Below are 24,377 nucleotides of genomic sequence, written 5' to 3' on the forward strand. Positions count from 1 at the left end.
CCGGGGGTGCGACATTCCCTCGGGTACAGCTCGACCGCACGCCCAATCGGCCAGGGGGCTGGCCTCCTACAAAGGAACCGTTACGCATGGGGTTGCACCGGGTGTTCGTGGCCGCGCGCCTCGAGGTTGGTGGCCAGCGCGATCAGGCCCAGGATCACCGCGAACCACAGGGTGGTGAAGCGGATCAGCATGGTCGCCGCGATGGCGTCGGCCGGCGGCATGTCGGCCCACAGCAGCAGGGCGACCATCACCGCCTCGGTACCGCCCAGTCCCCCGGGCAGGAAGCTCAGCGCGCCGGCCAGCATGGCCAGGGCGAAGACGAAGGCGGCAAACGCGAAGCCGGCCTCGAAGCCCATCGCATTGAGGATCCACCAGAAGGCGAGGGCCTCCGCGCTCCACGCGATGACGCTGAGGGCGGTGGCCCCGGCCAGCAGGGCCGGGCGGTGGCAGCGCCGTGCCTGCAGCAGGATCGTGGCGACATGGTGCAGGCTGCGCCAGACGCGCTGCCCCGGGCGGTCGCTGATCGTCTGTAACCAGGCGAGCGGGCGTCGCCACGACAGGATCACCAGCGCCGCCAGGATGAAGGCCGCGCCGGCTGCGATCAGCCAGGTGCCCTGGGCCACCAGGGTCAGCCCCAGCATGGACAGCAGCACCACCGCGATCAGGTCGGACAGGCGCTCGGAGACGAAGGCGGCGAAGCTGTCCGGGTAGGGCACCCGGCGGCGCTTCAGCAGCACCCCGCGTAGGGCCTCGCCGGCCTTGCCGGGGGTGGTGGTCAGGGCGAAGCCGGCCACATAGATATGCAGGCTGGCGCGCGTCGGGACGGCATGGCCCAGGGTGCGCAGGTAGAGCTGCCAGCGGGTGAAGCGCAGGCTGTAGTTCACCAGCGACAGCGCCAGGGCCAGCAGGACGCCGCCGACGCCCACCAGCTTCAGGGCGCGCCAGACCTCGTCCGCCCCCGCCCACAGCACGACCCCGAGATACAGCGCGACGGCAACGATGATCGAGAGCATCACCGCGCGCAGGCGCCAGCCGGAGAGCAGGACCGCACTCATGCGAGTACGGCGAGGGTCACGCCCATCCATACCGCGACCGTGGCCAGCAGGTGCGGGTCGGTGACCAGGTCGCGCGAGGTGTCGTTGCCGGCGCCGCGCGCGTGCAGCAGGAACAGGTAGCGAAAGATGCCGTAGATCACGAACGGCAGGGTGTAGATCAGCCCATCCGTGCCGTGCAGCGCGATGGTCTCGGCGCTGACGGTGTAGAGCCCGTAGGCGAGCACGGTGCAGGCGGCGCTGATGGCGATGAACTGATCCAGGAGACTGACGCTGTAGTCGTGCAGCACGCGCCGCGTCCCGTCCTGATCCGGTGTGTGTTCGATGGCGCCATCGGCGAGCTCCGCGCGGCGCTTGGAGAAGCCCAGGAACAGCGTCAGCATCAGCCCGCACAGCAGCAGCCATTGCGAGGGTTCGATGCCCAGGCCAAGGGTGCCGGCGAGGATGCGCAGCATGAAGCCGGCGGCGATGCTGAACACGTCGAGGATCACGATGTGCTTGAGCGACCAGGAATAGGCCACGTTCAGCACCAGGTAGGTCAGGATCAGCGCGATCACCCAGGTGCTGACCAGTGCCGCGAGGACCAGCGCGACAATGACCGCGGTGGCGAAGATCGCCCAGGCGGTGGAGATCGCGATCGCGCCGCTGGCGATCGGGCGTTCGCGCTTGGTCGGGTGACGGCGGTCGGCCTCGACGTCGACGATGTCGTTCAGCACGTAGACCGCGCTGGCGATCGCGCAGAATGCGAGGAACGTGACGCTGGCGGCGAGCACCGTCCCGGGTTCGCCCCACTCGTGCGCGAACACCACGCCGAGGAACACGAAACCGTTCTTGATGTACTGGTGCGGGCGCAGCAGCTTGATCAGCGAATGCAGCATGCGGGCGGTCGTCCGTGAAGGTGGTTGCAGTCTACTGACGCGCTCGATGCGTTACCATCGGCGCCGCTGTCGCGCGCACCCGCGTGTGTTTCGATCCCATGTCTCGATCCGCAGGAGAACTGCCATGTCGCTTGTTGCCCGATCCCTTCTGCCCGCCGCCCTGCTGCTCGCCGCCGGGCTGGTGGCCGGCTGCATGTCCGGGGGCGGTCCGGAGCCCGAGTTCGCCGAGGGCCAGCCGTTTCCCGAGCGCACCCTGAATGACCAGCACGGGAACCCGGTCGAGCTGCCGGGCAATGCCCGCGTAATCCTGAAGACCGTCGAGGCGGCCCCGGCCGGCGTCGCCAACGCGGTCCTGAGCGAGATGAGCCCCGCCGAGCGCGAGGGGATCGTCTACATCGCCGACATCCACGAGATGCCGCCGCAGCCGATGCAGAACGTGGTCCTGCCGCGCATGCAGGCGCGGGACTACTCCATCGTGGTGACCTCCAGCGAGGCCGATGCCGGCTTCCTGCCGCACGAGCGCGAACAGGTGACCGTGGTCCTGCTGGATGGCGAGGGCGTGGTGACCGGTGTTGGCCATGCCGGCAGCGAAGAGGCCCTGAAGGACCTGCTCGCCGAGGCCGTCGAGTAAGCCACGCGCATGAGGCTTCCGAGCCCGGGCCGGGGCTGACATGGCCTTTTTCCTCGGCCTGCTGACGGCCCTGGGCTTCGGCGCTGGCGACTTCTTTGGCGGCCTGGCCTCCCGGCGCATCCCGGCCCTGGTGGTGGCCTGCTATTCGCAGATCCTGGCCACCGTCGTCCTGCTGGTGATCGCTCTCCCGCTGGCGGGCCTGCCCGGGACCCAGGCCCTGATCTGGGGCGGGGCCTCGGGGCTCGCCCTGGCCCTCGGGCTGCTGGCCTACTACCACGGCCTGGCCGAGGGCTCGATGGGCCTGGTCGCCGCCGTGACCGGCGTGATCTCGGCGCTGGTGCCGCTGCTGGTCGGGCTGGTGATGGGCGAGCAGCCGGGCCCGCTGGCGCTGGCCGGGATCGCGGCCATCGTGATCGCGATCGGGATGATCTCCGGCGGTTCGCGCAAGGCGAGTCCACGCCGCCTGGACGAGCCCGTGCGTGGCCTGATGGCGCTGGCCCGGGGGGCGCACCCGGTGCGCGGGCTGGTGGACGCGACCATCGCCGGCGTCTGCTTCGGGCTGGTCTTCGTGTTCCTGAACGAGGCCGAGGCGGGCTCGCCGCTGTGGCCGGTGGTGGCGACCTCGGCGGTGGGCGCGCTGGCGCTGCTGGCGGTGATGCTGGTGCGCCGGCCGCAGACCGGGATGAGCCGCTCCACGCTGGTGCTGCTGTCGCTGGCCGGTCTGTTCCAGGCCGCGGCGACGCTCGCCTTTGTCGTGGCCGTGCGCATGGGCCTGCTGTCGATCATCGCGGTGGCCGGGGCGCTGTCGCCGGCCCCGACCGCGCTGATGGCGCGTTTTTTTCAGGCCGAGCGCATGTCGCGGGTGCAACTGACCGGTTTCGTCTTCGCCCTGGCGGGCATCGTCCTCATCGTGCTCGGCGGGCCCGGGTAGGGAACCGGCAAGTCTGTTAAGTTGGCGGCGTGACCCAACCCACAGGAGGTGCCAGGTGTCCGAAGATCCCAAGCCGGAAGTCGTGCGCAGCGACGTCAGCGAGCCCGCAGCCGGGCCGCGCAAGGACGTTACGATGGTCACCGTGGTGTACGTGCTGTACCTGGTGAGCTTCCTGACCGCGCTCACCGCGATCGCTGGCCTGATCATCGCTTATATGAAGCGTGGCGAGGCCGATAGCGTCAGCGTCTCCCACTTCACCTATCAGATCCGCACCTTCTGGATCGGGTTGCTGTTTGCCGTGATCGGAGCCATCACCACGCCCATCGGCATCGGCTTCCTGATCTTCCTGGCCCTGATCATCTGGTTGCTGGTGCGCTGCATCAAGGGCCTGCTGGCCAACAACGACAACCGCGCCATCGAGCAGCCCGAGACCTGGCTCTGGTAGTTCCTGTACGCCGCCCTTGAGCGGCGTTGGTGAATGCGCGAGCGGCTGGAGCAATACCAGGTACTGATCTACCTGGTGGCGATTGCCCTGGGGCTCGGTCTGGGCCTGTCCGAGCCGGAGTTCGGGGCGATGCTGGATGCCGTGCTCTGGCCGGTGCTGGGGCTGCTGCTGTACGCCACGTTCACGCAGACACCGCTAAACCATATGGGCGCGGCGTTTCGCGAGCCGCGCTTGCTGGCGGCGGCGGTGATCGGCAACTTCGTGGTGATCCCGCTGCTGGTCTGGGCGATCCTTCAGGTCGCGCCGGGCGGTCCGGCGGTCCTGCTGGGGATCGCGCTGGTGCTGCTGGTCCCGTGCACCGACTGGTTCATCACTTTCACCCATCTGGGTGGGGGTGACACGCGCCGGGCGATCGCCTTTTCTCCCCTTTCGCTGTTGCTGCAGCTCGCCCTGTTGCCGCTCTACCTGTGGTGGCTCTTCGGTGGCGAGTTCACCCTGGTTCTGGCCGGCGGAGACGTGCTGAAGGCCTTTGCCGGCCTGATCCTGGTCCCGCTGGTTCTGGCGTATCTGACCGAACGCTGGGCCGGGGAAGATCCCGGTCGCGGGCGCGTGATCGCCGGCCTGGGGTGGTTGCCGGTGCCGCTGCTGGCCCTGGTGGTGCTGATCGTCGCCGCATCCCAGGTCCAGACGGTGCTCGACGGGGTCGGTGTCCTGCTGCCGTTGTTGCTGATCTTTTCCGGTTTCCTGGTGGTTGCGGCGCTGCTGGCGCGGGCGCTGGCGCGAGCGTTCGGCCTGCCGGTCGCACAGGGGCGGGTGCTCGCCTTCAGCCTGGGATCGCGCAACTCCTTCGTTGTGCTCCCGATCGCACTGGCATTGCCGCAGGGACTGGAGTTGGCGGTGGTCGTGGTGGTGTTCCAGTCGCTGGTGGAGTTGGTCGGCATGGCCCTGTACCTGTGGTGGGTCCCTCGGCACCTGTTTCCCGCCCGGGCGCCGGCGCCTTGATCGGGCGGGTGTGCCCGCCCGCAAGCCATCGTCATGCGGTCCATGCCGGTTGTGTCTGGATGATCGTCGCGGCCCGAGGGAAGGCGTTGAGCCGGCCGTGGCGAGGGCGCGGGTGTCGTGAATTCGACAGGTTTCTGCGGCGGCGGCCTGCTGTTTTCTGTTTGTCACGGTTTTTTGACGATGCCGGCCTATACTCCGAAACGTGACGGGCGTCTCTCCGGGACCGGGGAGCCAGGGATTTTTTCGGACACGCGGGGAAGACCATGTCCGGATCAGGAAAGATCAACGGGGCCTTGTGGCCCGTAAGGCGCAGCGGGATCCTCGTCGCTGAAGGAGACGCGCGGGACTTTGGTGCGGAGATCTACCGGATGTGTTCCTCGGACACACCCCGTGAAGTCGCCTGGCTGGACATGGGCGGGCATCCCGGGACTCCCGTGCCGCAGCTTTCGAGTGCCTGGCATCTGCGCCGCCTGACGTTCCCGATGCCCCGGCCCTGGCCCGATCTGGGCGGGGTTCGGGTCGGCCTTCTGGATCTGGGACGCTCCCTGCCATCGCAGCTCGTCGACTTCGTCCACGCACACCAGCACGTGAAGTGGATCGCCCTGGTCGATCCGGTGCTGTTGCCGAGCCCGGAATTGCGCGACCTGATCCGGGACAGCTGCTACGACTTCCATACCCGGCCGCTGGATCAGGCCCGCCTGGAAGTGACCCTGGGCCGCGCCTGCGGGATGGCCGTTCTGGAGACACCCGCGGAGCCCGCCGCCGGCCTGCCATCGGGGGACGAAGGCCGACCCATTATCGGCCACAGCGCTCCGATGCAGGCCCTTGCGCGGCAATTGAGCCGGGTCGCGGGATCGGACGCCCCGGTGCTCTTCCAGGGTGAAAGTGGAACCGGAAAAGAGCTTGCGGCTCGCACGGTGCACCGTCAGTCGCGGCGCAGCGAGGGTCCGTTTGTCGCGGTCAACTGCGGGGCTTTACCGGCGCAGTTGATCCAGTCCGAACTGTTCGGTCACGAGGCCGGCGCATTCACCGGAGCGACCCGCCGCAAGATCGGTCAGCTCGAGCTGGCCCATGGCGGGACCCTGCTGCTGGACGAGATCGGGGATCTGGGGCTCGACCTGCAGGTGAATCTGCTGCGTTTCCTGCAAGAGGGGACGCTGCTGCGTCTGGGTGGCCTGCAGCCGATCCAGGTGGATGTGCGTGTCCTGGCCGCGACCCATGTCGATCTGTTCAAGGCCGTAGAGGCCGGGCGATTCCGGGAAGACCTCTACTACCGCCTGAATGTGATTCAGCTGGACGTGCCCCCGTTGCGGGAGCGTGGGGCCGACCTGGTGGAGCTGGCCCATTTCTACTTCGACCGGTTTCGTGGCCAGAACCCGCGTCTGCGCGGATTTACCCGCGCGGCCATCCAGGCGCTCTACAGCCATCGCTGGCCGGGCAATGTCCGGGAGCTGGTCAACCGTATTCAGCGGGCCGTGACCATGGCGGACGGGCGCCTGATCCGGCCGGAGGATCTGGGGCTTGCGGCGCCGCTCGAGGGCAGCGGCCGGGAGACGCTGGCGCAGGCCCGTGCCCGCGCGGAACGCGAGACGGTGATGCGGGCGCTGGGGCAGTGCGACAACAACCTGTCGCGCGCCGCACGCGAGCTGGGAGTAGGGCGGGTGACGCTTTATCGCTTGCTCGACAAGTACGGGATGCGTCCGTCCAAGCACTGAACCCCGGGTTCAGGCGCGATGGAGCGGTCCCGGTTCTGGGGGCACGCCGCGGTGCGCCGTCTGGCGCGCGGCCGGTGTGTTCCCGTTTGCACGGCCCCGAGGGGGCATGGAGAACGCACGTGAACAAGATCCGGGTCGGGAGGTGGGGGGCGGGGCTGGTCCCGCTGTTTCTGGGGTTGTCGGCCACGGTCGCCGCGCAGGAGCCCCGCGAGGCGGTCGGGGACGCGCCACGGGACCAGGGCCCGCAGGTTACGGTCTTCGAGGAGCGCGGCATGCTTACGCCGCAGGGGCAATGGGTGATCGAGCCTTCGCTCGCCTATGTGCACAGCAGCGCGCTAGATGTCTCGATCGAGGGCTTCACCATCATCCCGGCCCTGGCGATCGGGCTGATCGATGTCAGCGAGACGGAACGGGACACGCTGACGGCCGCGGTGGCATTGCGGTACGGGCTCACCGACCGGCTCGAGGTCGGGCTCAAGATTCCCTGGGTCTACCGCGAACAGCAGGTGCGCCGGCGCGACATCCTGGAAGGAACGGAACTGGAGCGGGTGACCGGGTCCACCGGCAGCGGCCTGGGGGATGTCGAGTTCGGGCTGTCCTACCAGTTCAACACCGCCGATCGCGGGCGCCCTTTCTTTATCGGCAATCTGAAGGCAAAGAGCCGCACCGGGACGGACCCGTTCTCGGTGGATCGACGCCGGATCGTGGACGAGGACGGGAACCGGCTCGGCGAGATCTTCCTGGAACAGCCCACCGGATCCGGCTTCTGGGCCGTGCAGCCCAGCGTGACCATGATCTACCCGACCGATCCCGCCGTACTGTTCGCGAACGTCAGCTATCTGTGGAATATCGAGCGGGATGTGGGTCCGGACTACGGCACGGTGGATCCGGGGGACGCCTTCGGCGCCAGCCTCGGCATGGCCATCAGCCTGAATGACCGTACCTCGATGAGCCTGGGTTATGACCACAGCGTGGTGTTTCGGACCCGCGTGGAGAACGATCCCGGGCTGGAGCCCGTGTTTGGTCGGCGCCAGGTGGGGACGCTGCTTTGGGGGGTGTCGCATCGCCTGACTGAACGCACTAGCCTGAACTTCTCGCTGGGGGTGGGGGTGACCGAGTCCGCGCCCGATGTGCAGATGACCGTGCGGGTGCCGATGCGTTTCTGAGATCGCTGCCGCGAACGACGGCGGCGGGGCTACCAGCCGCGACCGCCGTCGGTTAGCTGCTGCTCCAGGGCCCGGCCAAGGTCGCTGCGCGGCATCTGCAGGTTGCGCAGCTCCAGTTGCAGGATTGTCTGGTGCTGGATGGCCTGACCGTCCAGCTGGTTCTGGATGGTCGTGACCCAGCCCTGGCCGCTGGCCGTTTCCGAGACGAACGTCTGTGCCGGGAGGCCCGCCGTCGCGTTGAGAATCGTGATGCGACCGGCGGAGGGGTGGCTCGTCGCGGCGCCAAGGGTTCCCAGTGGATGCAGCGTGCTCTGGTGCAGGATCTCGCCATTCAGGGCCGTGATCTGTTCCAGGCCGATCGCGATCTGCAGCCCGTCGCGGCCGAAGAAGCCACCGCGCTGCTCGGCCAGCACCGCATCGGCGACCACCCGCGGGTCACCCGCGCCGGGAAGCGTTTCCAGTGCCTGGGCCGCGACGGGCAGGCCGACGGCGAGGATGCAAAGCGCCAGGCGGGCAAGCGTCGAACCGGTCCGCGGCCCTCGGGGGGGCGAGGCATCGCATCGCTGCGGGGATATGGGGGCCATGGACGTTACCATTCCCGGGCCCGTGGCAGATTCAGGGTGAAACTGGCCAGGTCGCGGCGCACCACGCCGTCCTCGACGGGTGCGCGGGTGATGGCGGCCCACGTCTGGGGGGCGTTGAAGTTCGCGCGGGCGCGCTCGACCTCTTCGCGGATGATGAACAGGATGTCGTTTACCCAGACCGCCTCGAACTCGGGTCGGCGGTAGCTCTTCAATCCCAGGGCCGGGTCCCCGACCAGGACCTCGCCCTCGCGCAGGCCCTTGATGACCACAAAGTGCCGATAGCCGCGCGTCTCGATCATCGCGATGGCGGGCACGCCCAGCCCCTCCAGGTCGTCCAGGCCGATCCGGAAGCCGTCCGCCGCCAGGCCGGCCTCCGCCCCGAGGTAGTTCTTCATGTCCAGCAGCGAAAAGCCCTGGGCCCGGATCAGGTCCTGGTCACCGCGGCGGAACATGCCGTCAAAGGTGGTGGTTTCCACCGTGGGCCGGTCGTAGTGGTAACTGAGCAGGGTGGCCAGTGCGGCGGAGCCGCAGCTGAAGTCGTATTGCTGCGGGACCACCGAGCGAAAGCGCAGGGCCTTCATGCTCTCGACCGGGACGTTCATGCTGCCAATCATCCCGGGAACCTGCGCCCCGCCCGCCTGGGCCTGCAGCGCCTGGGGTGCCAGCAGGGCAAGCACCAGGATCCCCGGCGCAAGCAGAAGGTGGTGGTGCCGCATGTTCACGGGTGGATCGTGACGTTCACGATCATGGATTCCTGGATGGCCACGTTATGGCCGGTGTTCTGGATGACGGTGGAAAACCCGCGGGCATTGTCGAACGCGCCCGGCGCGATCAGGTTGGTGCCGCTATGGCCGCCCATAACGACGTTGTCATGCAGGGCGATCTGGGAGTGGACCTGGCCCAGCTGGATGTTGCTGACCCCCTGGCGCGCCCGTTGCTGGTTGAGGGTGTCGGCATCCACCGACGTCAGGCCCTGAAGGTCCAGCGTGCCGGATGCGGCGAGGTTTGTTTGACTGTCGCGAGGGTCGGCCGCGCTGGCGGAACCGGCCGCCAGGAGCAGCGTGCCCAGCATCGCGGCGAACAAGGATCGGGTGAACAAGGATCGGGTGAACAAGGATCGGGCGAACAAGGATTGCGAATATCTCGGATGGAGGCGCATGACCGGATTCTCCAGTGCAGGGCCGTGACGCGGCGGGTCTTGGACCCGCCGCGTGGCACGAACTAGTTGCCCAGATTGAGGTGTGCCTGCACCGATACCTGCTGCTGCGTCAGGCTGTTGGCCCCGCTGTTCTGCGAGACCTGGGTGATGCCGGCGGGGGCCACGAAGGAATCGGAACCGATCGAGTTGCGGGCGATGTTGCGCGCACCCTCGGCGATATCCACATAGTTCCCGGTGACCGTGCCGGACAGCTCGTTCTGGCTGACCACCGCGTTGACCTGCAGCATGGTGTTGAAGCTGTCGGTGGCGGTGTTGTTGCCGGAATCCATGACCGCCAGGCTGTTGTCCGAATTGTCGCTCTGATCGCGGGTCACGCTGGCAGTGGAGCCGTTGTTGGCCGCGGCACTGTTGTCGTCGGCATTGGCCGAGCTGTTGTCGGAGCTGTCGTTGCCCGAATCGGAGATGTTCAGGCTGTTATCGGAGCTGTCATTGCCCGAGTCGGCGATGTTCAGGCTGTTATCCGAGTTGTCATTGCCCGAGTCGGCGATGTTCAGGCTGTTGTCCGAGTTGTCGTTGCCCGAGTCGGAGATGTTCAGGCTGTTATCCGAGCTGTCGTTGCCCGAGTCGGCGATGTTCAGGCTGTTGTCGGAACTGTCATTGCCGGAGTCGGAGACCGTCGTGTTGCCGGAGTCCGCCACATTCGTGCTGTTGTCCGAACTGTCGTTGCCGGAGTCGGCGATGTTCAGACTGTTGTCGGAGCTGTCATTGCCCGAATCCGAGACCGTGGTGTTCCCGGAGTCGGCCACACTGGTGCTGTTGTCGGAGCTGTCGGACAGATCGGAGTCATTGATCGCCACCGCCAGCGAGTTCTCGTTCGCGGATGCGCCGCCATTGTCGGCGGTCGAGGAGGCGGTAGCGGTCTGATCGCCGACCTCGCCTTCCGCCGTGTTGGTCGGATTGGCCAGTGCCAGACCGGAACTCAGGCCGAAGGCAAGTGCGATCGCGGAAGCAATAAGCGTTTTCTTGAAGTTCATCATGAATCTCCTTTTGGCTGGTTGGACTGCGCCCGAGGGCAGCGTGGCGACCGGGCCCTTTGCGCCATGGGCGCCACGACCAAACCCGGTAGCAGGAGTCGCGCCAAAACCGGAATAGATCGAGAAAACAATGGGATGGTTGTGATGAACCGTCAGGATCGGGGTTGCGGATGTACCGCCGTTGAAACAGTTCGCGCGCGGCTTTTCGGAAAACCAGTTGCAACTTGCGGAAATCGTGGGGAAAAACCGGATGGAACGAGGTGGCTACCAGGCGAGACAGGTCCGCGGGGGCGATCGGCCCGCGGTCATGCGGAGGTCCTGCATCGGGCAGGGGGGCGAGATGATGGCCCGGTGTCGGGTGCCCCCGATACGCCAGCCAGCTGGCACCCCGACGGCCGCGCGGCGCGCAGGGTCAGCTCAGCGAGGAGCAGCGCGCGCGAGGCGGATCATGCAGGGGGCGTGTTCGGCCGTGTTAGTGCCACCGTAGAAGGGAAATGAACGGTAGCTGCAGCGGCAGTGGCTTCCCAATACGAGCCCCGGGGCCGCGTCCGGGGCTCGCGAGCGGGGCGGGCGCTCGAGGCTAGCGTTCGAGGTACTGCAACTTGTTCTCGACGCCGTCCCATTCCTCGGCGTCTTCCGGCGGGTCCTTGCGCGCGGTGATCACCGGCCAGGTGCGTGAGAGCTCGGCATTCAGCTCGATGAAATGCATCTGGTCCTCTGGTACGTCGTCCTCTGGCAGTATGGCTTCGGCCGGACATTCCGGTTCGCACAGGGTGCAGTCGATGCACTCGTCCGGATCGATGGCCAGGAAGTTCGGGCCTTCGTGGAAGCAGTCGACGGGGCAGACCTCGACGCAGTCGGTGTACTTGCACTTGATGCAGTTATCGATAACGACGAACGTCATGGTGTTTCTCCCTTTTTGTTCAGTCTTGTGACCGGTCGTTTCCGCTGACCGCCCTGGCCGAGCGTGAACCGGCCGTGGCACCGACAGCCGGCAGGATTTCGCCGCATTGTAACGCCTCCCCCGCGGCTGTCGGGAATCCCGGGCGAACCCTGGCCACATTCGGGGGCCTCGCGCCAGCGGCGGATCGATTGCCACGGCCCCTCCGGGACATCGCAATGACAGGGGAACCATCTCGTCACCGCAAGGTGTGGCCACTCCTCAACCCCTCATCGCAGGGCGCAACCCTACCCTTAATCCATCATTGCCAGGAGCGGCCATCGCTTTAACCGTCATCGCGAGGAGCGAAGCGACGTGGCGATCTCTCGGGGCACCCCGGCGCGGGGTCCCCCGCTGAATTCCGATGGTCCCGAAACGGATTGCCACGGCCCCTTCAGGACCGCACAACGAGCGCGTCAATCCGGGTTGCGCAGCGCGTCCTTCATGCGGTAGAGCGCGTCCAGGGCCTCGCGCGGGGACATCTCGTCCGGGTCCAGGGTGTCGAACAGGGCCTTCAGGGCGCGTTCTTCCGGGGCCGGCGCGGGGCGCGCCTCGGGCTCCGGTTCGGCGGCCGCTGGCCCGGGGGGCGCGGTGAACAGGCCGAGCTGGGGCGAGTCGGCGGCCGCGGCGCGGTCCTCCAGCTCGCGCAGGTGGGTGCGGGCGAGTTTCAGCACGTCGGCCGGCACCCCGGCCAGTTGCGCGACCTGCAGCCCGTAGCTCTGGTTGGCCGGCCCCTCGCGGACCTGGTGCAGGAACACGATGCTGTGTTCGTGCTCCATGGCGTCGGTGTGCACGTTGGCCACGGCCGCTTCGCGTTCGGCCAGTGCGGTCAGCTCGAAGTAATGCGTGGCGAACAGGGTCAGCGCGCGGTTGTGGCGCGCCAGGCGTTCGGCGCAGGCCAGCGCGAGCGCCAGCCCGTCGAAGGTGCTGGTGCCGCGCCCGATCTCGTCCATCAGCACCAGGCTTTCGGGACCGGCGTTGTGCAGGATATTCGCGGCCTCGGTCATCTCCACCATGAAGGTGGAGCGCCCGGAGGTCAGGTCGTCGGAGGCCCCGATGCGGGTGAAGATGCGGTCCACCGGCCCGATCTGCGCCCGCGCGGCCGGCACGAAGCTGCCCATGCAGGCCAGCAGCACGATCAGGGCCGTCTGACGCATGTAGGTGGACTTGCCGCCCATGTTGGGCCCGGTGATCACCAGCAGGCGGCGTTCTTCGGGGTCCAGTTCGGTGTCGTTGGCGACAAACGGCGCGTCCAGACCGGCCTCCACCACCGGGTGGCGCCCCTGCTCGATGCGGATGCCGGGATTCTCCACCAGTTCCGGGCAGTGCCAGTCCAGGCGCTGGGCGCGCTCGGCCAGGCAGGCGAGGGCGTCCAGTTCGGCGAGCGCGTCGGCGATGGCGCGCAGGCGCGGGGCGCGGCCCTGAAGCTCGGTGATCAGGCCGTCGAACAGGGCGCGCTCGCGGGCCATCGCCTGCTCGCGGGCGGAGAGGATCTCGTCCTCGAAGCGCTTGAGTTCCTCGGTGGTGTAGCGCTCGGCGTTCTTCAGGGTCTGGCGGCGCATGAAGCGTCCGGGCAGCTCCGCCGAGCGCGTGCGCGAGACCTCGATGTAGTAACCGTGCACGCGGTTGTAGGCGACCTTCAGGGTGGGGATGCCGGTGGCCTCGCGCTCGCGTGCCTCGATCTCGCGCAGGAACGAGTCGGCGTCGTGCTCCAGTGCGCGCAGGCGGTCCAGCTCGGCATCGAAGCCCGGTCGGATCATGCCGCCGTCGGTGACGCGCAGCGGGGGCTCCTCGACCAGCGCGGCGGCCAGAGTGGTGCTCAGGTCGGCCTCCGGGGCCAGGGCCTGATGCAGGGCCTGCAGGGCGTCGCTGTTCCCGGCCACGGGCGTCAGGGCCTGGTGCAGCGGCGGCAGGCGTTCGAGGCTCGCGAGCAGGGCGGTCAGGTCACGTGGGCGCGCGCTGCCAAGGACGATGCGCGACAGGATGCGTTCGACATCCGCACTGCCGGCCAGGGCCTCGCGCAGGGGCGTGGTGGCGTCGGCCTCCAGCAGCGCGGTGATCGCGGTCTGGCGCTCGCGGATGACGGCACGGTCGCGCAGCGGCTGGTGCAGCCACTGCAGCAGCCGGCGCGAACCCATCGCCGAGCGGGTGGTGTCCAGCAGGGCCAGCAGCGATCCCTGGCGTTCGCCGCCGAGCGTCCGGGTCAGTTCCAGGTTGCGGCGGGTGGCCGGGTCGAGCACCAGCATCTGGCTGCGCAGTTCGTGCGCCAGACCGGTGATGTGGGCGAGATCGCCGCGATAGCGGTTCTGCACGTAGGCGAGCAGGGCGCCGGCAGCGGCGATGCCGAGGTCGAGGCCGTCGCAGCCGAAGCCGGAGAGGTCGCGGGTGCCGAAGTGCGTGGTGAGCACGCGCCGCGCGGAGACGCCGTCGAAGTGCCAGTCCGCGTGGCGTTGTGGCGCGAATCCGTCGATCCCGGGGATCGGCGCGGCCTGATCGGGGATCAGGCATTCCACCGGGTCCAGACGCGCCAGCTCGGCGGCCAGTTCGGTCGCGTCGCGCACCTCCAGCAGGCGGAACTGGCCGCTGGCGAACTCCAGACTGGCGATCCCGTAGCCCTCCTTGCGGCCCTTGATCGCGGCCGAGCCGGCGGGGCAGACGGCAACCAGCCGGTTGATGCTGCGGGCCTCCAGCAGGGCCTCTTCGGTAACCGTGCCGGGGGTGACGATGCGCACCACCTCGCGCTTGACCGGGCCCTTCTGCGCGCCTACCGCGCCGGTCTGCTCGCAGATGGCCACGCTCTCGCCCAGCTTCAGCAGGCGCGAGAGATAGCTCTCCAGGGTGTGCACCGGGATCCCGGCCATGGGGATCGGCTGCCCGGCGGACTCGCCGCGCCGGGTCAGGGTGATGTCGAGCAGCGAGGCCGCGCGTTCGGCGTCGTCGTAGAACAGCTCGTAGAAATCGCCCATGCGATAGAGCAGCAGCGTGTCCGGGTACTCGGCCTTGATGCCGAGGTACTGCTGCATCATCGGGGTATGGGAAGAAAATTGTTTAGTGTAAGTCACTTGCGCGCGTTTCTAAGAAAAAAGGGGGTTTCAATTAGACAGTTGTCTAGTACTCGGGGGTTGGCGCGCACGGTATCACGGGCTCGGATGTACCGGTTGGTCATGGCTTCGGTGGTGTGACCGGATAGCGCTTGCGGGTCCAGGCCCTGGATCTTGGCGTCGGTGATGGCCTTGCCTCGGAGGTCGTGCAGGGGGGCGTCGTCGACGCTGGCGCGCTGGCCGCCTCGAAGGCGAAGCCCTCAATCTCCCCACCGACTGCATCACGGTGTAAGCTCTTCCTGAAACCCGGTTGTAGAAGTGAGGATCATGAAGTGCACATGGATGATGTGGGGGCTGTTATTGGCCGCGCCGGGTCTGGCGCAGGCGCAGCACGTGTACAAATGCGAAGGGGCCGGGCCGGATGGCGAGACCATCTACTCGCAGGTGCCCTGCCGCCACGACGCAGAAGAGGTGATTCCTAACAGCGGGCTCGGGCGGAGTACAGGGCGGGCCGCATCTCCCCGATCTTCGACCTCTCCTCAGTCCAGCCAGCGGAATGAGGCTCAGGAAAAGATCATGGATTGGTGCCGTTCTGAATGGAGTGACAACTACCGCATGCAAGAGCACTGCTACACCCGGCAGGTGGAAGCGGCTGGTGAACTCGTCGACATCATGGGTCGGATTGCAGGGGATAAAGAGGCCGAACGTGTGGTGGTGAACTGCAACAACCAGTGGACCATCCCGACCGGCACCCAGAACTTCCGCATGGTCCTGCACTGCGTGAACCGTCAGCTCGAGGCCCGCGAACGGATACGATGACAGCGCGCCGGGTCCGCCTATTCGCGATCAATCGAGACGCGTGATCTCTAGGGTGTATTCCCCATCGCCCTGATGATCACGCAATGTCTTCCCCCAACAAAACGAAGCTTCCAGCTTATCCCGCATCCGTGCGAGACGCACCGTCGGCAACCCGTTGCCCGCCCTCGTGCGGACGCCCTTTGCACCTGTCTAAAACTATCCCGGGACCCCACACAGGAATGCGCCCTGTAGCGATGCCATGGGCAAGCAAGTTTTAGACAGAAATGCGCCCCGATTGGCTTTGTGGTGCGGCTTTCAGCCGATTTGAGCGGCTATCGCTGCATCATCGGGGTATGGGCAGAAAGGGGTTCGGCGGTGCTCATCGGTTCGGCTGCGCTCGATCCGGGCAAACGCGCAGTATACGGATGCAGCGCGCCACATGGCAGGTGGGTCTGGCCTGGCATGTTGTGCCACACTCGAGGCCGTGCGGCGGACGCCACGTCAGGGAGGGGCGAACATGATCGGGGAAGAGGATCGGCGCAATCACCGGCGGATGCAGGTGCAGGGCGAGGCGCGCATGACTTGGCGCTCCAGCGGCGAGTCGGTCGCGGTGCAGCTGGAGGACCTGTCGGCGACGGGCTGTGCGTTCGTGGTCCAGCGCGAGACCGACCCGGGGGTCGATGTCAGCGTGGTGGTGCCGAGTCCCGATGGCCGCCTGGCGGGGCTGGAGCGCCACGGCCGCGTGGTGCGCTGTGACGCCGTCGATCCGGCCGATGGCGGCGGCTGGCGGGTTGCGGTCGCCTTTGATACGGAGGGATGATCGCGCCATGACCGCCGCATCCAGCAGCACGATCCTGACTTCGGGGGAAGCCGACGCCCCCGGCCTCTCCGCGCTGGTGTACGACCTGGGCGAGCGCCTGATGGCACGGGGCGAGCGTCTGTGTACCGTGGAATCCTGCACCGGTGGCGGCATCGCCCAGGCGATGACCGATATCCCGGGCAGCTCGCAGTGGTTCGAATGCGGCTGGGTGGCGTACTCCAACGCGGCCAAGACGGCGATGGTCGGGGTCCCGGCCGAATTGATCGCGGAACACGGCGCGGTCAGCGAGGCCGTGGCGCGCGCGATGGTCGAGGGCGCACTGGCCCGCTGCGACGCGGATCATGCCCTCTCGGTCACCGGGATCGCCGGGCCCGGTGGCGGGACCGCGGAAAAGCCGGTCGGTACGGTCTGCTTCGGCTGGCAGACGCGCGGCCAGGATGCCCGCGTCGCGACCCGTCATTTCCCCGGCGAACGCCACGCCGTTCGTCTGCAGTCAATGCTCCACGCCCTGAGCGAACTGCTCGCCCACGAGGCGGCCTGACGCCGCTCGGGGCGGGTTTCGTGCCCGGCATTGATCCGCGCAGGATCCCGGGTTGGGTCGTTCCCCGCCCTGTGGGATACTGCGGCCCCGTATCCGGCCCGCAACGGGTCGGAAACCATCGCTGCAAGTATCGGGAGGCAAACCGTGGACGAGAATCGCAAGAAGGCCCTGACCGCCGCACTGGGGCAGATCGAACGCCAATTCGGCAAGGGCGCGGTGATGCGCATGGGCGATCAGCAGGCGGTCGACGTCCCCGCGATCTCCACGGGCTCCCTGGCGCTGGACATCGCGCTGGGCATCGGCGGCGTGCCGCGCGGGCGCGTGGTCGAGATCTACGGGCCGGAGTCCTCGGGCAAGACGACCCTGACCCTGCAGGTGGTGGCCGAGGCGCAGAAGGTGGGCGGTACCGCCGCGTTCGTGGATGCCGAGCATGCGCTGGACCCGACCTACGCCGAGAAGCTGGGCGTGAACGTGGACGACCTGCTGGTCTCGCAGCCGGATACCGGCGAGCAGGCGCTGGAGATCGCCGACATGCTGGTGCGCTCCGGCGCGGTGGACGTGGTGATCGTCGACTCGGTGGCCGCGCTCACGCCCAAGGCGGAGATCGAGGGCGAGATGGGCGACTCCCACGTCGGCCTGCAGGCACGCCTGATGTCGCAGGCGCTGCGCAAGCTGACCGCCAACATCAAGCGCTCCAACACGCTGGTCATCTTCATCAACCAGATCCGCATGAAGATCGGCGTGATGTTCGGCAGCCCCGAGACCACCACCGGTGGCAACGCGCTCAAGTTCTACTCCTCCGTGCGCATGGATATCCGCCGTATCGGCGCGATCAAGAAGGGCGACGAGGTGATCGGCAACGAGACCCGCGTAAAGGTCGTGAAGAACAAGATGGCGCCCCCGTTCAAGGAGGCCTACTTCGAGATCCTCTATGGCGAGGGTATCTCGCGGGTCGGCGAGATCATCGAGATGGGCGTGAAGGAAGGCCTGATCGACAAGGCCGGCGCCTGGTACAGCTACAACGGCGAGCGCATCGGTCAGGGCAAAGAGAACGCCCGCCAGTACCTGAAGGACAACCCGCACATCGCCGAAGAAGTCGAAAAGACCCTGCGCGACCGCCTGCTGCCGAAGCGCAACAAGGCCGCGGCGGAGGACGCGCCGGTCGATGCCCCGGTCGAGGAGCAAGGCTGACCCGGCCGACCCGGAGGCCGCGCTGGAGGCGGGCCTCCGGTTGCTGGTCCGGCGCGAACACTCCGCGCTGGAGCTGAGCCGCAAGCTCGCCGAACGCGGCTTCGAGCGGGAAGCGGTCGATACCGCGCTCGAGCGCGCGCGCGAGCTCGACTACCTGAGCGACACCCGCTACGCGGACTTCATGGCCCGCCACCGCACGGAGCAGGGCTACGGCGAACAGCGCATCCGCGCCGAACTCGCCCACAACGGTATCGGCAGCGATACCGTCAATGCCGCCCTCGAGGCCCTGGAGGTCGACTGGACCGATCAGGCCCGCGGCCAGCTCGAACGCCACTTCCGCCACCCCCCCGAGACCCGTGAGGACGAGGCCCGCATGCTCCGCCACCTGGCGGGGCGCGGCTTCCCCGGCGGCGTCGCCCACCAGGCCCTCGCCGCCTGGAAAGACGCATCATCCAGGGACTGATGTGGGAGCGGGCTTGCCCGCGAATGCTCCCGCCGATGGTTATGTTGGCGTTTTCGCGGCCAAGGCCGCTCCCACAATGCACTTCCCGAGCACCGGAAGCATGGCCCGAAGGCGGGCCCGGCAATACGCGGCTGGGGCGCTTGCGTGATAGCATTCCGGGTTTGACCCCAACGCTCACCGGAACCGCATGAAAAGCGCCGACATTCGCCGGAGTTTCCTCGAATTCTTTGAAGGGCATGGCCATACGATCGTGCCGTCCAGCCCGCTGGTACCGGGCAATGACCCCACGTTGCTGTTTACCAACGCGGGCATGGTGCAGTTCAAGGATGTGTTCCTCGGGCGCGAGAAGCGTCCGTATACCCGGGCGGTGTCCACGCAGCGCTGCGTGCGCGCGGGCGGCAAGCACAACGACCTCGAGAACGTCGGCTATACCGCGCGCCACCACACGTTCTTCGAGATGCTGGGCAACTTCAGCTTCGGCGACTACTTCAAGCGCGACGCGATCCACTACGCCTGGCAGTTCCTGACCGAGTCCATTGGCCTGCCGCCGGAGAAGCTGTGGGTCACGGTCTACGAGACCGACGACGACGCCTACAGCGTCTGGGCGAACGAGATCCAGGTGCCGGCCGAGCGCATCATCCGCATCGGCGACGACCCCGATGGCGGTTCCGACAACTTCTGGCAGATGGGCGACACCGGCCCCTGCGGCCCCTGTACCGAGGTCTTCTATGACCACGGTCCGGAGGTGGAGGGCGGCCCGCCCGGTTCCCCGGACGAGGACGGCGATCGCTACATCGAGATCTGGAATCTGGTGTTCATGCAGTACGACCGTGACGCGGACGGCACGCTGAACCCGCTGCCGCGCCCGTCGGTGGATACCGGCATGGGCCTGGAGCGCCTGGCCGCCGTACTGCAGGGCGTGCACTCCAATTACGAGATCGACCTGTTCCAGGACCTGATCGCGGCCGCCGCGCGCGTGACCGGGGCGAAGGAGAGCGATTCCGCCTCTCTGCGCGTGATCGCCGACCACATCCGCTCCATCGCCTTCCTGATTACCGACGGCGTGCTGCCGTCCAACGAGGGCCGTGGCTACGTGCTGCGCCGCATCATCCGTCGCGCCGCGCGCCATGGCTTCAAGGTGGGCGCGCAGGACGCCTTCCTCTATCAGATGGTCGGCGACCTGGTGCGCGCGATGGGCGAGGCCTTCCCTGAGCTGGCCGAGGCGCAGGCGCAGGTCGAGAAGGTGCTGGAGAAGGAAGAGCGCAAGTTCCTGGAGACGCTCGACAAGGGCATGAAGATCCTCGAGGACGACCTGCGTGATCTCGAAGGCCAGGTGATCCCGGGCGAGACCATCTTCCTGCTGTATGACACCTACGGCTTCCCGGTGGACCTGACCGGCGATATCGCCCGCGAGCGTGGCCTGGAACTGGACATGGCGGGCTTCGAGTCCGCGATGGCCGACCAGCGCGCCCGGGCCCGCGCCGCCAGCCACTTCTCCATGGACGACGGCGGCCTGCCGCAGGTCGATCTCGAGACCACATTCTCCGGTTACGAGACCGTCGACGACGAGGGTCGCGTGGTCGCGCTGTACCAGAACGGCGAGCCGGTCGAACGACTCGAGGTCGGGGCCGAGGGCCTGGTGGTACTGGACCGCACGCCGTTCTACGGCGAGTCCGGCGGCCAGGTGGGCGATGTCGGCACGCTCAGTGGCTCCGGGGTGCGCTTCCAGGTCGCTGATACCCGCAAGCAGGGCGCGGCGCACATCCATGTCGGCCAGGTCCGCGCCGGCACGCTGGAGGTCGGCCAGACGCTACAGGCCGCGGTCGAAGGCCCGCGCCGCGAGAACATCCGTCGCCATCACTCGGCGACCCACCTGCTGCACAAGGCCCTGCGCGACCAGTTGGGCGACCACGTCCAGCAGAAAGGTTCGCTGGTGGACCCGGAGCGCCTGCGCTTCGACTTCACCCACATGGAGCCGCTGACCGACGAGCAGCTGCGTGCCATCGAGGCCCAGGTGAACGCCGAGATCCTGGCCAACGAGGCCACCGATACCCGCGTGATGGACATCGAGTCGGCGATGGAGTCCGGCGCGGTCGCGCTGTTCGGCGAGAAGTACGGCGATCAGGTCCGGGTGCTGAAGATTGGCACCTCCGTGGAGCTGTGCGGCGGCACGCATGTGGATCGTACCGGCGATATCGGCTTGTTCCGCATCACCTCCGAGGGCGGGGTGGCGGCCGGTATTCGCCGTATCGAGGCGGTGGCCGGCGAGGTGGCGCTGCGCTGGGTCGACCAGCAGCTCGGGTACCTGGATGCGATCGCCGATCGCCTGCGCGCCGGTCGTGGCGAGGCGGCCGACAAGGTCGCCCAGTTGCAGGAGCGCTCGCGCGAACTGGAAAAGCAGATCGAACAGCTCAAGGGCAAGTTGGCCAGCCAGGCCGGCAGCGATCTGGCCTCGCAGGCGCAGGAGGTCGGCGGCGTGCAGGTGCTGGCCGCGAAGGTCGAAGGCGTGGAGCCCAAGGCCCTGCGCGACATGGTCGACCAGCTCAAGCAGAAACTCGGCAAGGCGGTCGTGGTCCTGGGTACCGCCACCGGCGAGGGCAAGGTCAGCCTGGTGGCGGGCGTCACCAAGGCCGAGACCGGCCAGTTCAAGGCCGGCGACCTGGTCGGTCATGTCGCCGCGCAGGTGGACGGCAAGGGCGGTGGCCGCCCGGACATGGCGATGGCCGGAGGCCAGAGCCCGGACAAGCTGGAGGCCGCGCTGGCCTCGGTCGCCGACTGGGTACGCGAACGCGCCTGATCGGCCACGAGTCTGCGCAGCCGTCATCGCGAGGCGCGCAGCGCCGCGGCGATCTCCAGGGGTTGCCCCGGCGCTGGAAGGCGGGTGGTTCCGGTGGTTTCGGACGGCGGTTGCCGCGGCCCCTGACGGGGCCTCGCAACGACGGTGGTCTTTTCATCGCGAGGCGCGCAGCGCCGCGGCGATCTCCGGGGGATCGCGCCGCCGCTGACGGGCCTCGCAACGACGGATATTTTGTTGTCTAATGGTGGCCTTTTAAGTAAACGCTAATGGATGGGGTGCGCCCCGTCCGGACGGCCGCAAGGGCCGGGCACGGAACGGAATCTTGAAATGGCGTTGCTGGTACTCAAATTTGGCGGCACCTCGGTGGGCTCGCCCGAACGCATCCAGGCGGTCGCGGAACGCGCCCTGAAACTGCGCGAGGAAGGGCACCAGCTGGTGATCGTGGTCTCCGCGATGAGCGGCGAGACCGATCGTCTGCTGGGGCTCGCCCACGCGCTGAACCCGCGGGCGGATGGCCGCGAGCTGGACGTGCTGCTGTCCACCGGCGAGCAGGTCACCATCGCGCTGCTGGCGATTGCGCTGGAGGCGCGCGGCTGCGACGCGCGCTCCTACACCGGCGCGCAGGTGACCATCCGCACCGACAGCGCGCATAACAAGGCGCGCATCCGCAGCATCGACGATGCCCGCGTGCGGGGCGACCTGGACGCCGGGCGCGTGGTGGTTGTGGCCGGTTTCCAGGGCGTGGACGAACACGGTGCGATCACCACCCTGGGCCGGGGGGGCTCGGATACCACGGCGGTCGCGCTGGCCGCGGCGCTCAAGGCCGACGAGTGCCGCATCTACACGGATGTCGACGGCGTCTACACCACCGATCCGCGCCTGGTCCCGAATGCCCGCCGGTTGCACAGCATCACCTTCGAGGAGATGCTGGAGATGGCAAGCCTCGGTTCCAAGGTGCTGCAGATCCGGGCGGTGGAATTCGCCGGCAAGTACAACGTCCCGTTACGAGTGCTGTCCTCGTTCGAGGAAGGACCGGGGACCCTGATTACCACGGAGGAGGATGCGCAGGTGGAACAGGCGCTGGTTGCGGGTATCGCGTTCAATCAGAACGAGGCCCAGCTGACGATTCAGGGCGTCCCCGATCAGCCGGGGGTCGCGCATCGCATCCTCGGCCCGATCGCGGAGGCCAATATCGAGGTGGACATGATCGTGCAGAACGTGGGCGCGGATCAGACCACCGACTTCACCTTTACGGTTCATCGCAACGACTACGACAAGGCCCTCGAGATCCTGCAGGCGGCGGCCAGGGACCTCAACGCCCGCGAGGTCGCCGGCGACACCCACATCGTCAAGATCTCCGTGGTGGGCGTCGGCATGCGCTCGCACGCCGGCATCGCCAGCAAGATGTTCGAGGCCCTGTCGCGCGAAACCATCAACATCCGGATGATCTCCACCTCGGAAATCAAGATCTCCGTGGTGGTGGATGAGAAGTACCTCGAACTTGCGGTACGTGCATTGCACGATGCATTTGAACTCGAACACGACCCAGCCGGTCAACAGGAGGACGGTTAAGGATGACAGACCGTAAAACGGTTACCGGACGACCGACTCCGTCCGACACAGGCACTGCGGAGAAGAGCATGCTCATTTTGACTCGACGTGTGGGCGAGACCCTCATGATCGGCGAGGATGTGTCCGTCACCGTCCTGGGGGTCAAGGGCAATCAGGTCCGCATCGGCATCAACGCGCCCCAGGACGTCGCGGTCCATCGCGAGGAGATCTTTCAGCGCATCCAGCGCGAATCGAACGTCGCCGGCGGTGACGGCGGCGGGGAGAACTCCGGTGGCGGTGGTAGTACCGGGGCCGGGGGTGTGGCCGCAGGCGCACGCGACGACTGAACCCTCGGCAGGCAATGTCAGGGCCCGGAGGCGGATCACCGCCTGCGGGCCTTTCATTTGGCCGCCCAAGAACGTATCCTGTGCCGCGTTTCCGGAGAGTTGGCCGAGCGGTCGAAGGCGCTCCCCTGCTAAGGGAGTATGGGTCAAAAGCCCATCGAGGGTTCGAATCCCTCACTCTCCGCCACCTATTCAATAAAATCAGTGAGTTAGGGTCGAATATAAGACCCGTCCCCTCACTGACCCCCTTATTTGCGATGCTCTTGCGTTTCCCTTTCTCGCCAGCGACGAAAGGAGAAAACGCTATGCTTCAGCACAACCAATCAGTACACCGCTGCCAGGCGGCCACCACGCACGGCACCCGCTGCCGGAACACCGGCACCCAGTGGGTCGCACTGGATCACGATACCGAATCCCTGCTGTGCCCGGAGCACCAGCGCCATGCCCGCGAAGGCCGGGTGCGAGTTCTCCAGTCGCAGCCCCGGGAGGTGTTCGCATGAATGCCTCGGAGCCCATGAACGAAGCGGCAGCCGCCACGGACTGGAACCGGGAGGTCTCGAAGCGCATCCAGCGCTTGCAGACCATCGAACGGTTCTGCGGGCACATCGCGGAAGGCGGCGTCGACGATGACCAGTTCCTGTATTGGTGGGCCGAAAACGAGATTCGGGCTGGGCGGGAGTTCCTGGACCGCCTCTATCGCGAGTTCGGTGCGCGGGAAAAGGGAAACCCTGGCTCGGAGCAGGTGCTGAAGGAACTGGACAAGCGCACCCTTCGCCTTCAGACGGTCAGCGAGGCGGCCAGCCTACTGGTGGACTCCAACGAAGCGCCGCCGGCGGTCTGGTTCTGGATTAGCAAGGAAACCGCCGCAGCGGAAGCACTGGTGGGCCGCTTGTGGGAAGCGTGCCGGCAAGCGTCAGGATTGAAGCCAGTTACCGTGTGAGGCCCGGCGGGAGAAAGGCCCCGGTGGTTTGGAAACTGCCGGGGTCTTTTCGCTGCAACGTGTGTTCGTTACCGACGATCCAGGGCTTTGGCGATTTTATCGACGAGTACCGTTGCCCCTTCCTTTACCATCAAGGTTTCGCCCGCGCCCACCAGAAATACTTCGGTCTGTTTTTCCCCCGGTTGGTCGTAGCCGCGAAGCGCTGCAACACGATCCGCCCGAATGAAAATGGGATCCTGCCCGGTTATCGACTTGCTTTCGATGAACATCGGTTTTTCCTTGTTGAAAAGTTAGGGCCGGTTTCTCCCCGGGGACCGGCGGCCCCTTGGAGTGCGTCAGTGGTCGCACTCGGGA

At 67.2% G+C, this 24,377-nt stretch carries 25 protein-coding genes and 1 tRNA gene; 17 read left to right on the forward strand and 9 right to left on the reverse strand.

Annotated elements, in window-relative coordinates:
- Positions 1-80: 80 nt before the first annotated feature.
- Complete coding sequence (locus tag D103_RS0106890) at positions 81-1,055, reverse strand: lysylphosphatidylglycerol synthase transmembrane domain-containing protein (protein ID WP_018876282.1); 975 nt, start codon at positions 1,053-1,055, stop codon at positions 81-83.
- The gene (locus D103_RS0106895; protein ID WP_018876283.1) at positions 1,052-1,930 is read right to left on the reverse strand and encodes a decaprenyl-phosphate phosphoribosyltransferase; all 879 of its coding nucleotides are present in this window, start codon (positions 1,928-1,930) and stop codon (positions 1,052-1,054) included. The genes D103_RS0106890 and D103_RS0106895 overlap by 4 nt, the downstream gene beginning before the upstream one ends.
- 124 nt (positions 1,931-2,054) lie before the next feature.
- On the opposite strand from D103_RS0106895, the gene D103_RS0106900 reads away from it, so the two are divergent.
- From D103_RS0106900 to D103_RS0106925, 6 genes are all read left to right on the forward strand, one after another.
- Positions 2,055-2,561 carry a hypothetical protein gene (locus tag D103_RS0106900; protein ID WP_018876284.1) on the forward strand — a complete coding sequence of 169 codons (507 nt, stop codon included), beginning with the start codon at positions 2,055-2,057 and terminating at the stop codon, positions 2,559-2,561.
- A gap of 40 nt (positions 2,562-2,601) precedes the next feature.
- Positions 2,602-3,492 (forward strand): EamA family transporter, encoded by an 891-nt coding sequence (locus D103_RS0106905; RefSeq protein WP_018866017.1) that lies wholly within the window; start codon positions 2,602-2,604, stop codon positions 3,490-3,492.
- A 55-nt stretch (positions 3,493-3,547) separates the two neighbouring features.
- The gene (locus tag D103_RS0106910; RefSeq protein WP_018866018.1) at positions 3,548-3,937 is read left to right on the forward strand and encodes a hypothetical protein; all 390 of its coding nucleotides are present in this window, start codon (positions 3,548-3,550) and stop codon (positions 3,935-3,937) included.
- Positions 3,938-3,970: 33 nt separating this feature from the next.
- Positions 3,971-4,939 carry an arsenic resistance protein gene (locus D103_RS0106915; RefSeq protein ID WP_018876285.1) on the forward strand — a complete coding sequence of 323 codons (969 nt, stop codon included), beginning with the start codon at positions 3,971-3,973 and terminating at the stop codon, positions 4,937-4,939.
- Between the two features lie 368 nt (positions 4,940-5,307).
- Positions 5,308-6,654 (forward strand): sigma 54-interacting transcriptional regulator, encoded by a 1,347-nt coding sequence (locus tag D103_RS0106920; protein WP_018876286.1) that lies wholly within the window; start codon positions 5,308-5,310, stop codon positions 6,652-6,654.
- Positions 6,655-6,773: 119 nt separating this feature from the next.
- The gene (locus D103_RS0106925; protein ID WP_018876287.1) at positions 6,774-7,820 is read left to right on the forward strand and encodes a transporter; all 1,047 of its coding nucleotides are present in this window, start codon (positions 6,774-6,776) and stop codon (positions 7,818-7,820) included.
- Positions 7,821-7,849: 29 nt separating this feature from the next.
- Here the strand turns inward: D103_RS0106925 and D103_RS0106930 are convergent, their stop codons facing one another.
- From D103_RS0106930 to mutS, 6 genes are all read right to left on the reverse strand, one after another.
- A complete protein-coding gene (locus D103_RS0106930; protein WP_028484600.1) occupies positions 7,850-8,329 on the reverse strand; it encodes a hypothetical protein in 480 nt (159 codons plus the stop codon).
- An 80-nt stretch (positions 8,330-8,409) separates the two neighbouring features.
- On the reverse strand, positions 8,410-9,126 hold the full coding sequence (locus tag D103_RS0106935; RefSeq protein WP_018876288.1) for a C39 family peptidase: 717 nt from the start codon (positions 9,124-9,126) through the stop codon (positions 8,410-8,412).
- On the reverse strand, positions 9,123-9,476 hold the full coding sequence (locus D103_RS0106940; protein ID WP_018876289.1) for a hypothetical protein: 354 nt from the start codon (positions 9,474-9,476) through the stop codon (positions 9,123-9,125). Before D103_RS0106940 ends, D103_RS0106935 begins: the two co-directional genes overlap by 4 nt.
- A gap of 149 nt (positions 9,477-9,625) precedes the next feature.
- Positions 9,626-10,597: a hypothetical protein gene (locus D103_RS0106945; RefSeq protein WP_018876290.1), complete on the reverse strand. Its 972-nt coding sequence runs from the start codon at positions 10,595-10,597 to the stop codon at positions 9,626-9,628.
- 580 nt (positions 10,598-11,177) lie between these two features.
- Positions 11,178-11,501: a ferredoxin FdxA gene (gene fdxA, locus D103_RS0106950; protein ID WP_018876291.1), complete on the reverse strand. Its 324-nt coding sequence runs from the start codon at positions 11,499-11,501 to the stop codon at positions 11,178-11,180.
- A 452-nt stretch (positions 11,502-11,953) separates the two neighbouring features.
- On the reverse strand, positions 11,954-14,560 hold the full coding sequence (gene mutS, locus D103_RS0106955) for a DNA mismatch repair protein MutS (protein ID WP_018876292.1): 2,607 nt from the start codon (positions 14,558-14,560) through the stop codon (positions 11,954-11,956).
- A 594-nt stretch (positions 14,561-15,154) separates the two neighbouring features.
- Here mutS and D103_RS14235 point away from each other — a divergent pair.
- From D103_RS14235 to D103_RS0107010, 11 genes are all read left to right on the forward strand, one after another.
- The gene (locus tag D103_RS14235) at positions 15,155-15,397 is read left to right on the forward strand and encodes a hypothetical protein (RefSeq protein WP_196800205.1); all 243 of its coding nucleotides are present in this window, start codon (positions 15,155-15,157) and stop codon (positions 15,395-15,397) included.
- A gap of 496 nt (positions 15,398-15,893) precedes the next feature.
- Positions 15,894-16,196, forward strand: coding sequence for a PilZ domain-containing protein (locus D103_RS0106965; RefSeq protein WP_018866028.1), 303 nt, complete (start codon positions 15,894-15,896; stop codon positions 16,194-16,196).
- Between the two features lie 7 nt (positions 16,197-16,203).
- The gene (locus D103_RS0106970; protein ID WP_018866029.1) at positions 16,204-16,737 is read left to right on the forward strand and encodes a CinA family protein; all 534 of its coding nucleotides are present in this window, start codon (positions 16,204-16,206) and stop codon (positions 16,735-16,737) included.
- 144 nt (positions 16,738-16,881) lie between these two features.
- Positions 16,882-17,928: a recombinase RecA gene (gene recA / locus D103_RS0106975; RefSeq protein WP_018876294.1), complete on the forward strand. Its 1,047-nt coding sequence runs from the start codon at positions 16,882-16,884 to the stop codon at positions 17,926-17,928.
- The gene (locus D103_RS0106980) at positions 17,903-18,391 is read left to right on the forward strand and encodes a regulatory protein RecX (protein ID WP_026280294.1); all 489 of its coding nucleotides are present in this window, start codon (positions 17,903-17,905) and stop codon (positions 18,389-18,391) included. The genes recA and D103_RS0106980 overlap by 26 nt, the downstream gene beginning before the upstream one ends.
- A gap of 187 nt (positions 18,392-18,578) precedes the next feature.
- Positions 18,579-21,188: an alanine--tRNA ligase gene (gene alaS, locus D103_RS0106985; RefSeq protein WP_018876296.1), complete on the forward strand. Its 2,610-nt coding sequence runs from the start codon at positions 18,579-18,581 to the stop codon at positions 21,186-21,188.
- Between the two features lie 327 nt (positions 21,189-21,515).
- The gene (locus D103_RS0106990; protein ID WP_018876297.1) at positions 21,516-22,760 is read left to right on the forward strand and encodes an aspartate kinase; all 1,245 of its coding nucleotides are present in this window, start codon (positions 21,516-21,518) and stop codon (positions 22,758-22,760) included.
- 68 nt (positions 22,761-22,828) lie between these two features.
- On the forward strand, positions 22,829-23,086 hold the full coding sequence (gene csrA, locus D103_RS0106995) for a carbon storage regulator CsrA (RefSeq protein ID WP_026279180.1): 258 nt from the start codon (positions 22,829-22,831) through the stop codon (positions 23,084-23,086).
- A gap of 93 nt (positions 23,087-23,179) precedes the next feature.
- A tRNA-Ser gene (locus D103_RS0107000) sits at positions 23,180-23,270 on the forward strand.
- Between the two features lie 118 nt (positions 23,271-23,388).
- The gene (locus D103_RS0107005) at positions 23,389-23,583 is read left to right on the forward strand and encodes a hypothetical protein (RefSeq protein WP_018876298.1); all 195 of its coding nucleotides are present in this window, start codon (positions 23,389-23,391) and stop codon (positions 23,581-23,583) included.
- A complete protein-coding gene (locus D103_RS0107010; protein WP_018876299.1) occupies positions 23,580-24,023 on the forward strand; it encodes a hypothetical protein in 444 nt (147 codons plus the stop codon). The genes D103_RS0107005 and D103_RS0107010 overlap by 4 nt, the downstream gene beginning before the upstream one ends.
- Positions 24,024-24,091: 68 nt before the next feature.
- On the opposite strand, the gene D103_RS0107015 is transcribed toward D103_RS0107010, so the two are convergent.
- Entirely contained in the window at positions 24,092-24,292 is a 201-nt protein-coding gene (locus D103_RS0107015) for a hypothetical protein (protein ID WP_018876300.1), read from the reverse strand.
- Positions 24,293-24,377: the final 85 nt, after the last annotated feature.

The organism is Thioalkalivibrio sp. ALE31 (assembly GCF_000377405.1).
In the GTDB taxonomy this organism is placed as follows: Bacteria; Pseudomonadota; Gammaproteobacteria; order Ectothiorhodospirales; family Ectothiorhodospiraceae; genus Thioalkalivibrio.

Bases quoted from the DNA above. Each gene is read 5' to 3' on its own strand.
- D103_RS0106965 (WP_018866028.1), top strand. From the start codon at position 15,894: ATGATCGGGGAAGAGGATCGGCGCAATCACCGGCGGATGCAGGTGCAG.
- D103_RS14235 (WP_196800205.1), top strand. From the start codon at position 15,155: ATGGATTGGTGCCGTTCTGAATGGAGTGACAACTACCGCATGCAAGAG.
- D103_RS0106945 (WP_018876290.1), bottom strand. From the start codon at position 10,597: ATGAACTTCAAGAAAACGCTTATTGCTTCCGCGATCGCACTTGCCTTC.
- D103_RS0106980 (WP_026280294.1), top strand. From the start codon at position 17,903: ATGCCCCGGTCGAGGAGCAAGGCTGACCCGGCCGACCCGGAGGCCGCG.
- D103_RS0107005 (WP_018876298.1), top strand. From the start codon at position 23,389: ATGCTTCAGCACAACCAATCAGTACACCGCTGCCAGGCGGCCACCACG.
- D103_RS0106990 (WP_018876297.1), top strand. From the start codon at position 21,516: ATGGCGTTGCTGGTACTCAAATTTGGCGGCACCTCGGTGGGCTCGCCC.
- csrA (WP_026279180.1), top strand. From the start codon at position 22,829: ATGCTCATTTTGACTCGACGTGTGGGCGAGACCCTCATGATCGGCGAG.
- fdxA (WP_018876291.1), bottom strand. From the start codon at position 11,501: ATGACGTTCGTCGTTATCGATAACTGCATCAAGTGCAAGTACACCGAC.
- D103_RS0106940 (WP_018876289.1), bottom strand. From the start codon at position 9,476: ATGCTGGGCACGCTGCTCCTGGCGGCCGGTTCCGCCAGCGCGGCCGAC.
- D103_RS0106915 (WP_018876285.1), top strand. From the start codon at position 3,971: ATGCGCGAGCGGCTGGAGCAATACCAGGTACTGATCTACCTGGTGGCG.
- D103_RS0106895 (WP_018876283.1), bottom strand. From the start codon at position 1,930: ATGCTGCATTCGCTGATCAAGCTGCTGCGCCCGCACCAGTACATCAAG.
- mutS (WP_018876292.1), bottom strand. From the start codon at position 14,560: ATGCAGCAGTACCTCGGCATCAAGGCCGAGTACCCGGACACGCTGCTG.
- D103_RS0106970 (WP_018866029.1), top strand. From the start codon at position 16,204: ATGACCGCCGCATCCAGCAGCACGATCCTGACTTCGGGGGAAGCCGAC.
- D103_RS0106890 (WP_018876282.1), bottom strand. From the start codon at position 1,055: ATGAGTGCGGTCCTGCTCTCCGGCTGGCGCCTGCGCGCGGTGATGCTC.
- D103_RS0107010 (WP_018876299.1), top strand. From the start codon at position 23,580: ATGAATGCCTCGGAGCCCATGAACGAAGCGGCAGCCGCCACGGACTGG.
- D103_RS0107015 (WP_018876300.1), bottom strand. From the start codon at position 24,292: ATGTTCATCGAAAGCAAGTCGATAACCGGGCAGGATCCCATTTTCATT.
- D103_RS0106905 (WP_018866017.1), top strand. From the start codon at position 2,602: ATGGCCTTTTTCCTCGGCCTGCTGACGGCCCTGGGCTTCGGCGCTGGC.
- D103_RS0106920 (WP_018876286.1), top strand. From the start codon at position 5,308: ATGTGTTCCTCGGACACACCCCGTGAAGTCGCCTGGCTGGACATGGGC.
- alaS (WP_018876296.1), top strand. From the start codon at position 18,579: ATGAAAAGCGCCGACATTCGCCGGAGTTTCCTCGAATTCTTTGAAGGG.
- D103_RS0106900 (WP_018876284.1), top strand. From the start codon at position 2,055: ATGTCGCTTGTTGCCCGATCCCTTCTGCCCGCCGCCCTGCTGCTCGCC.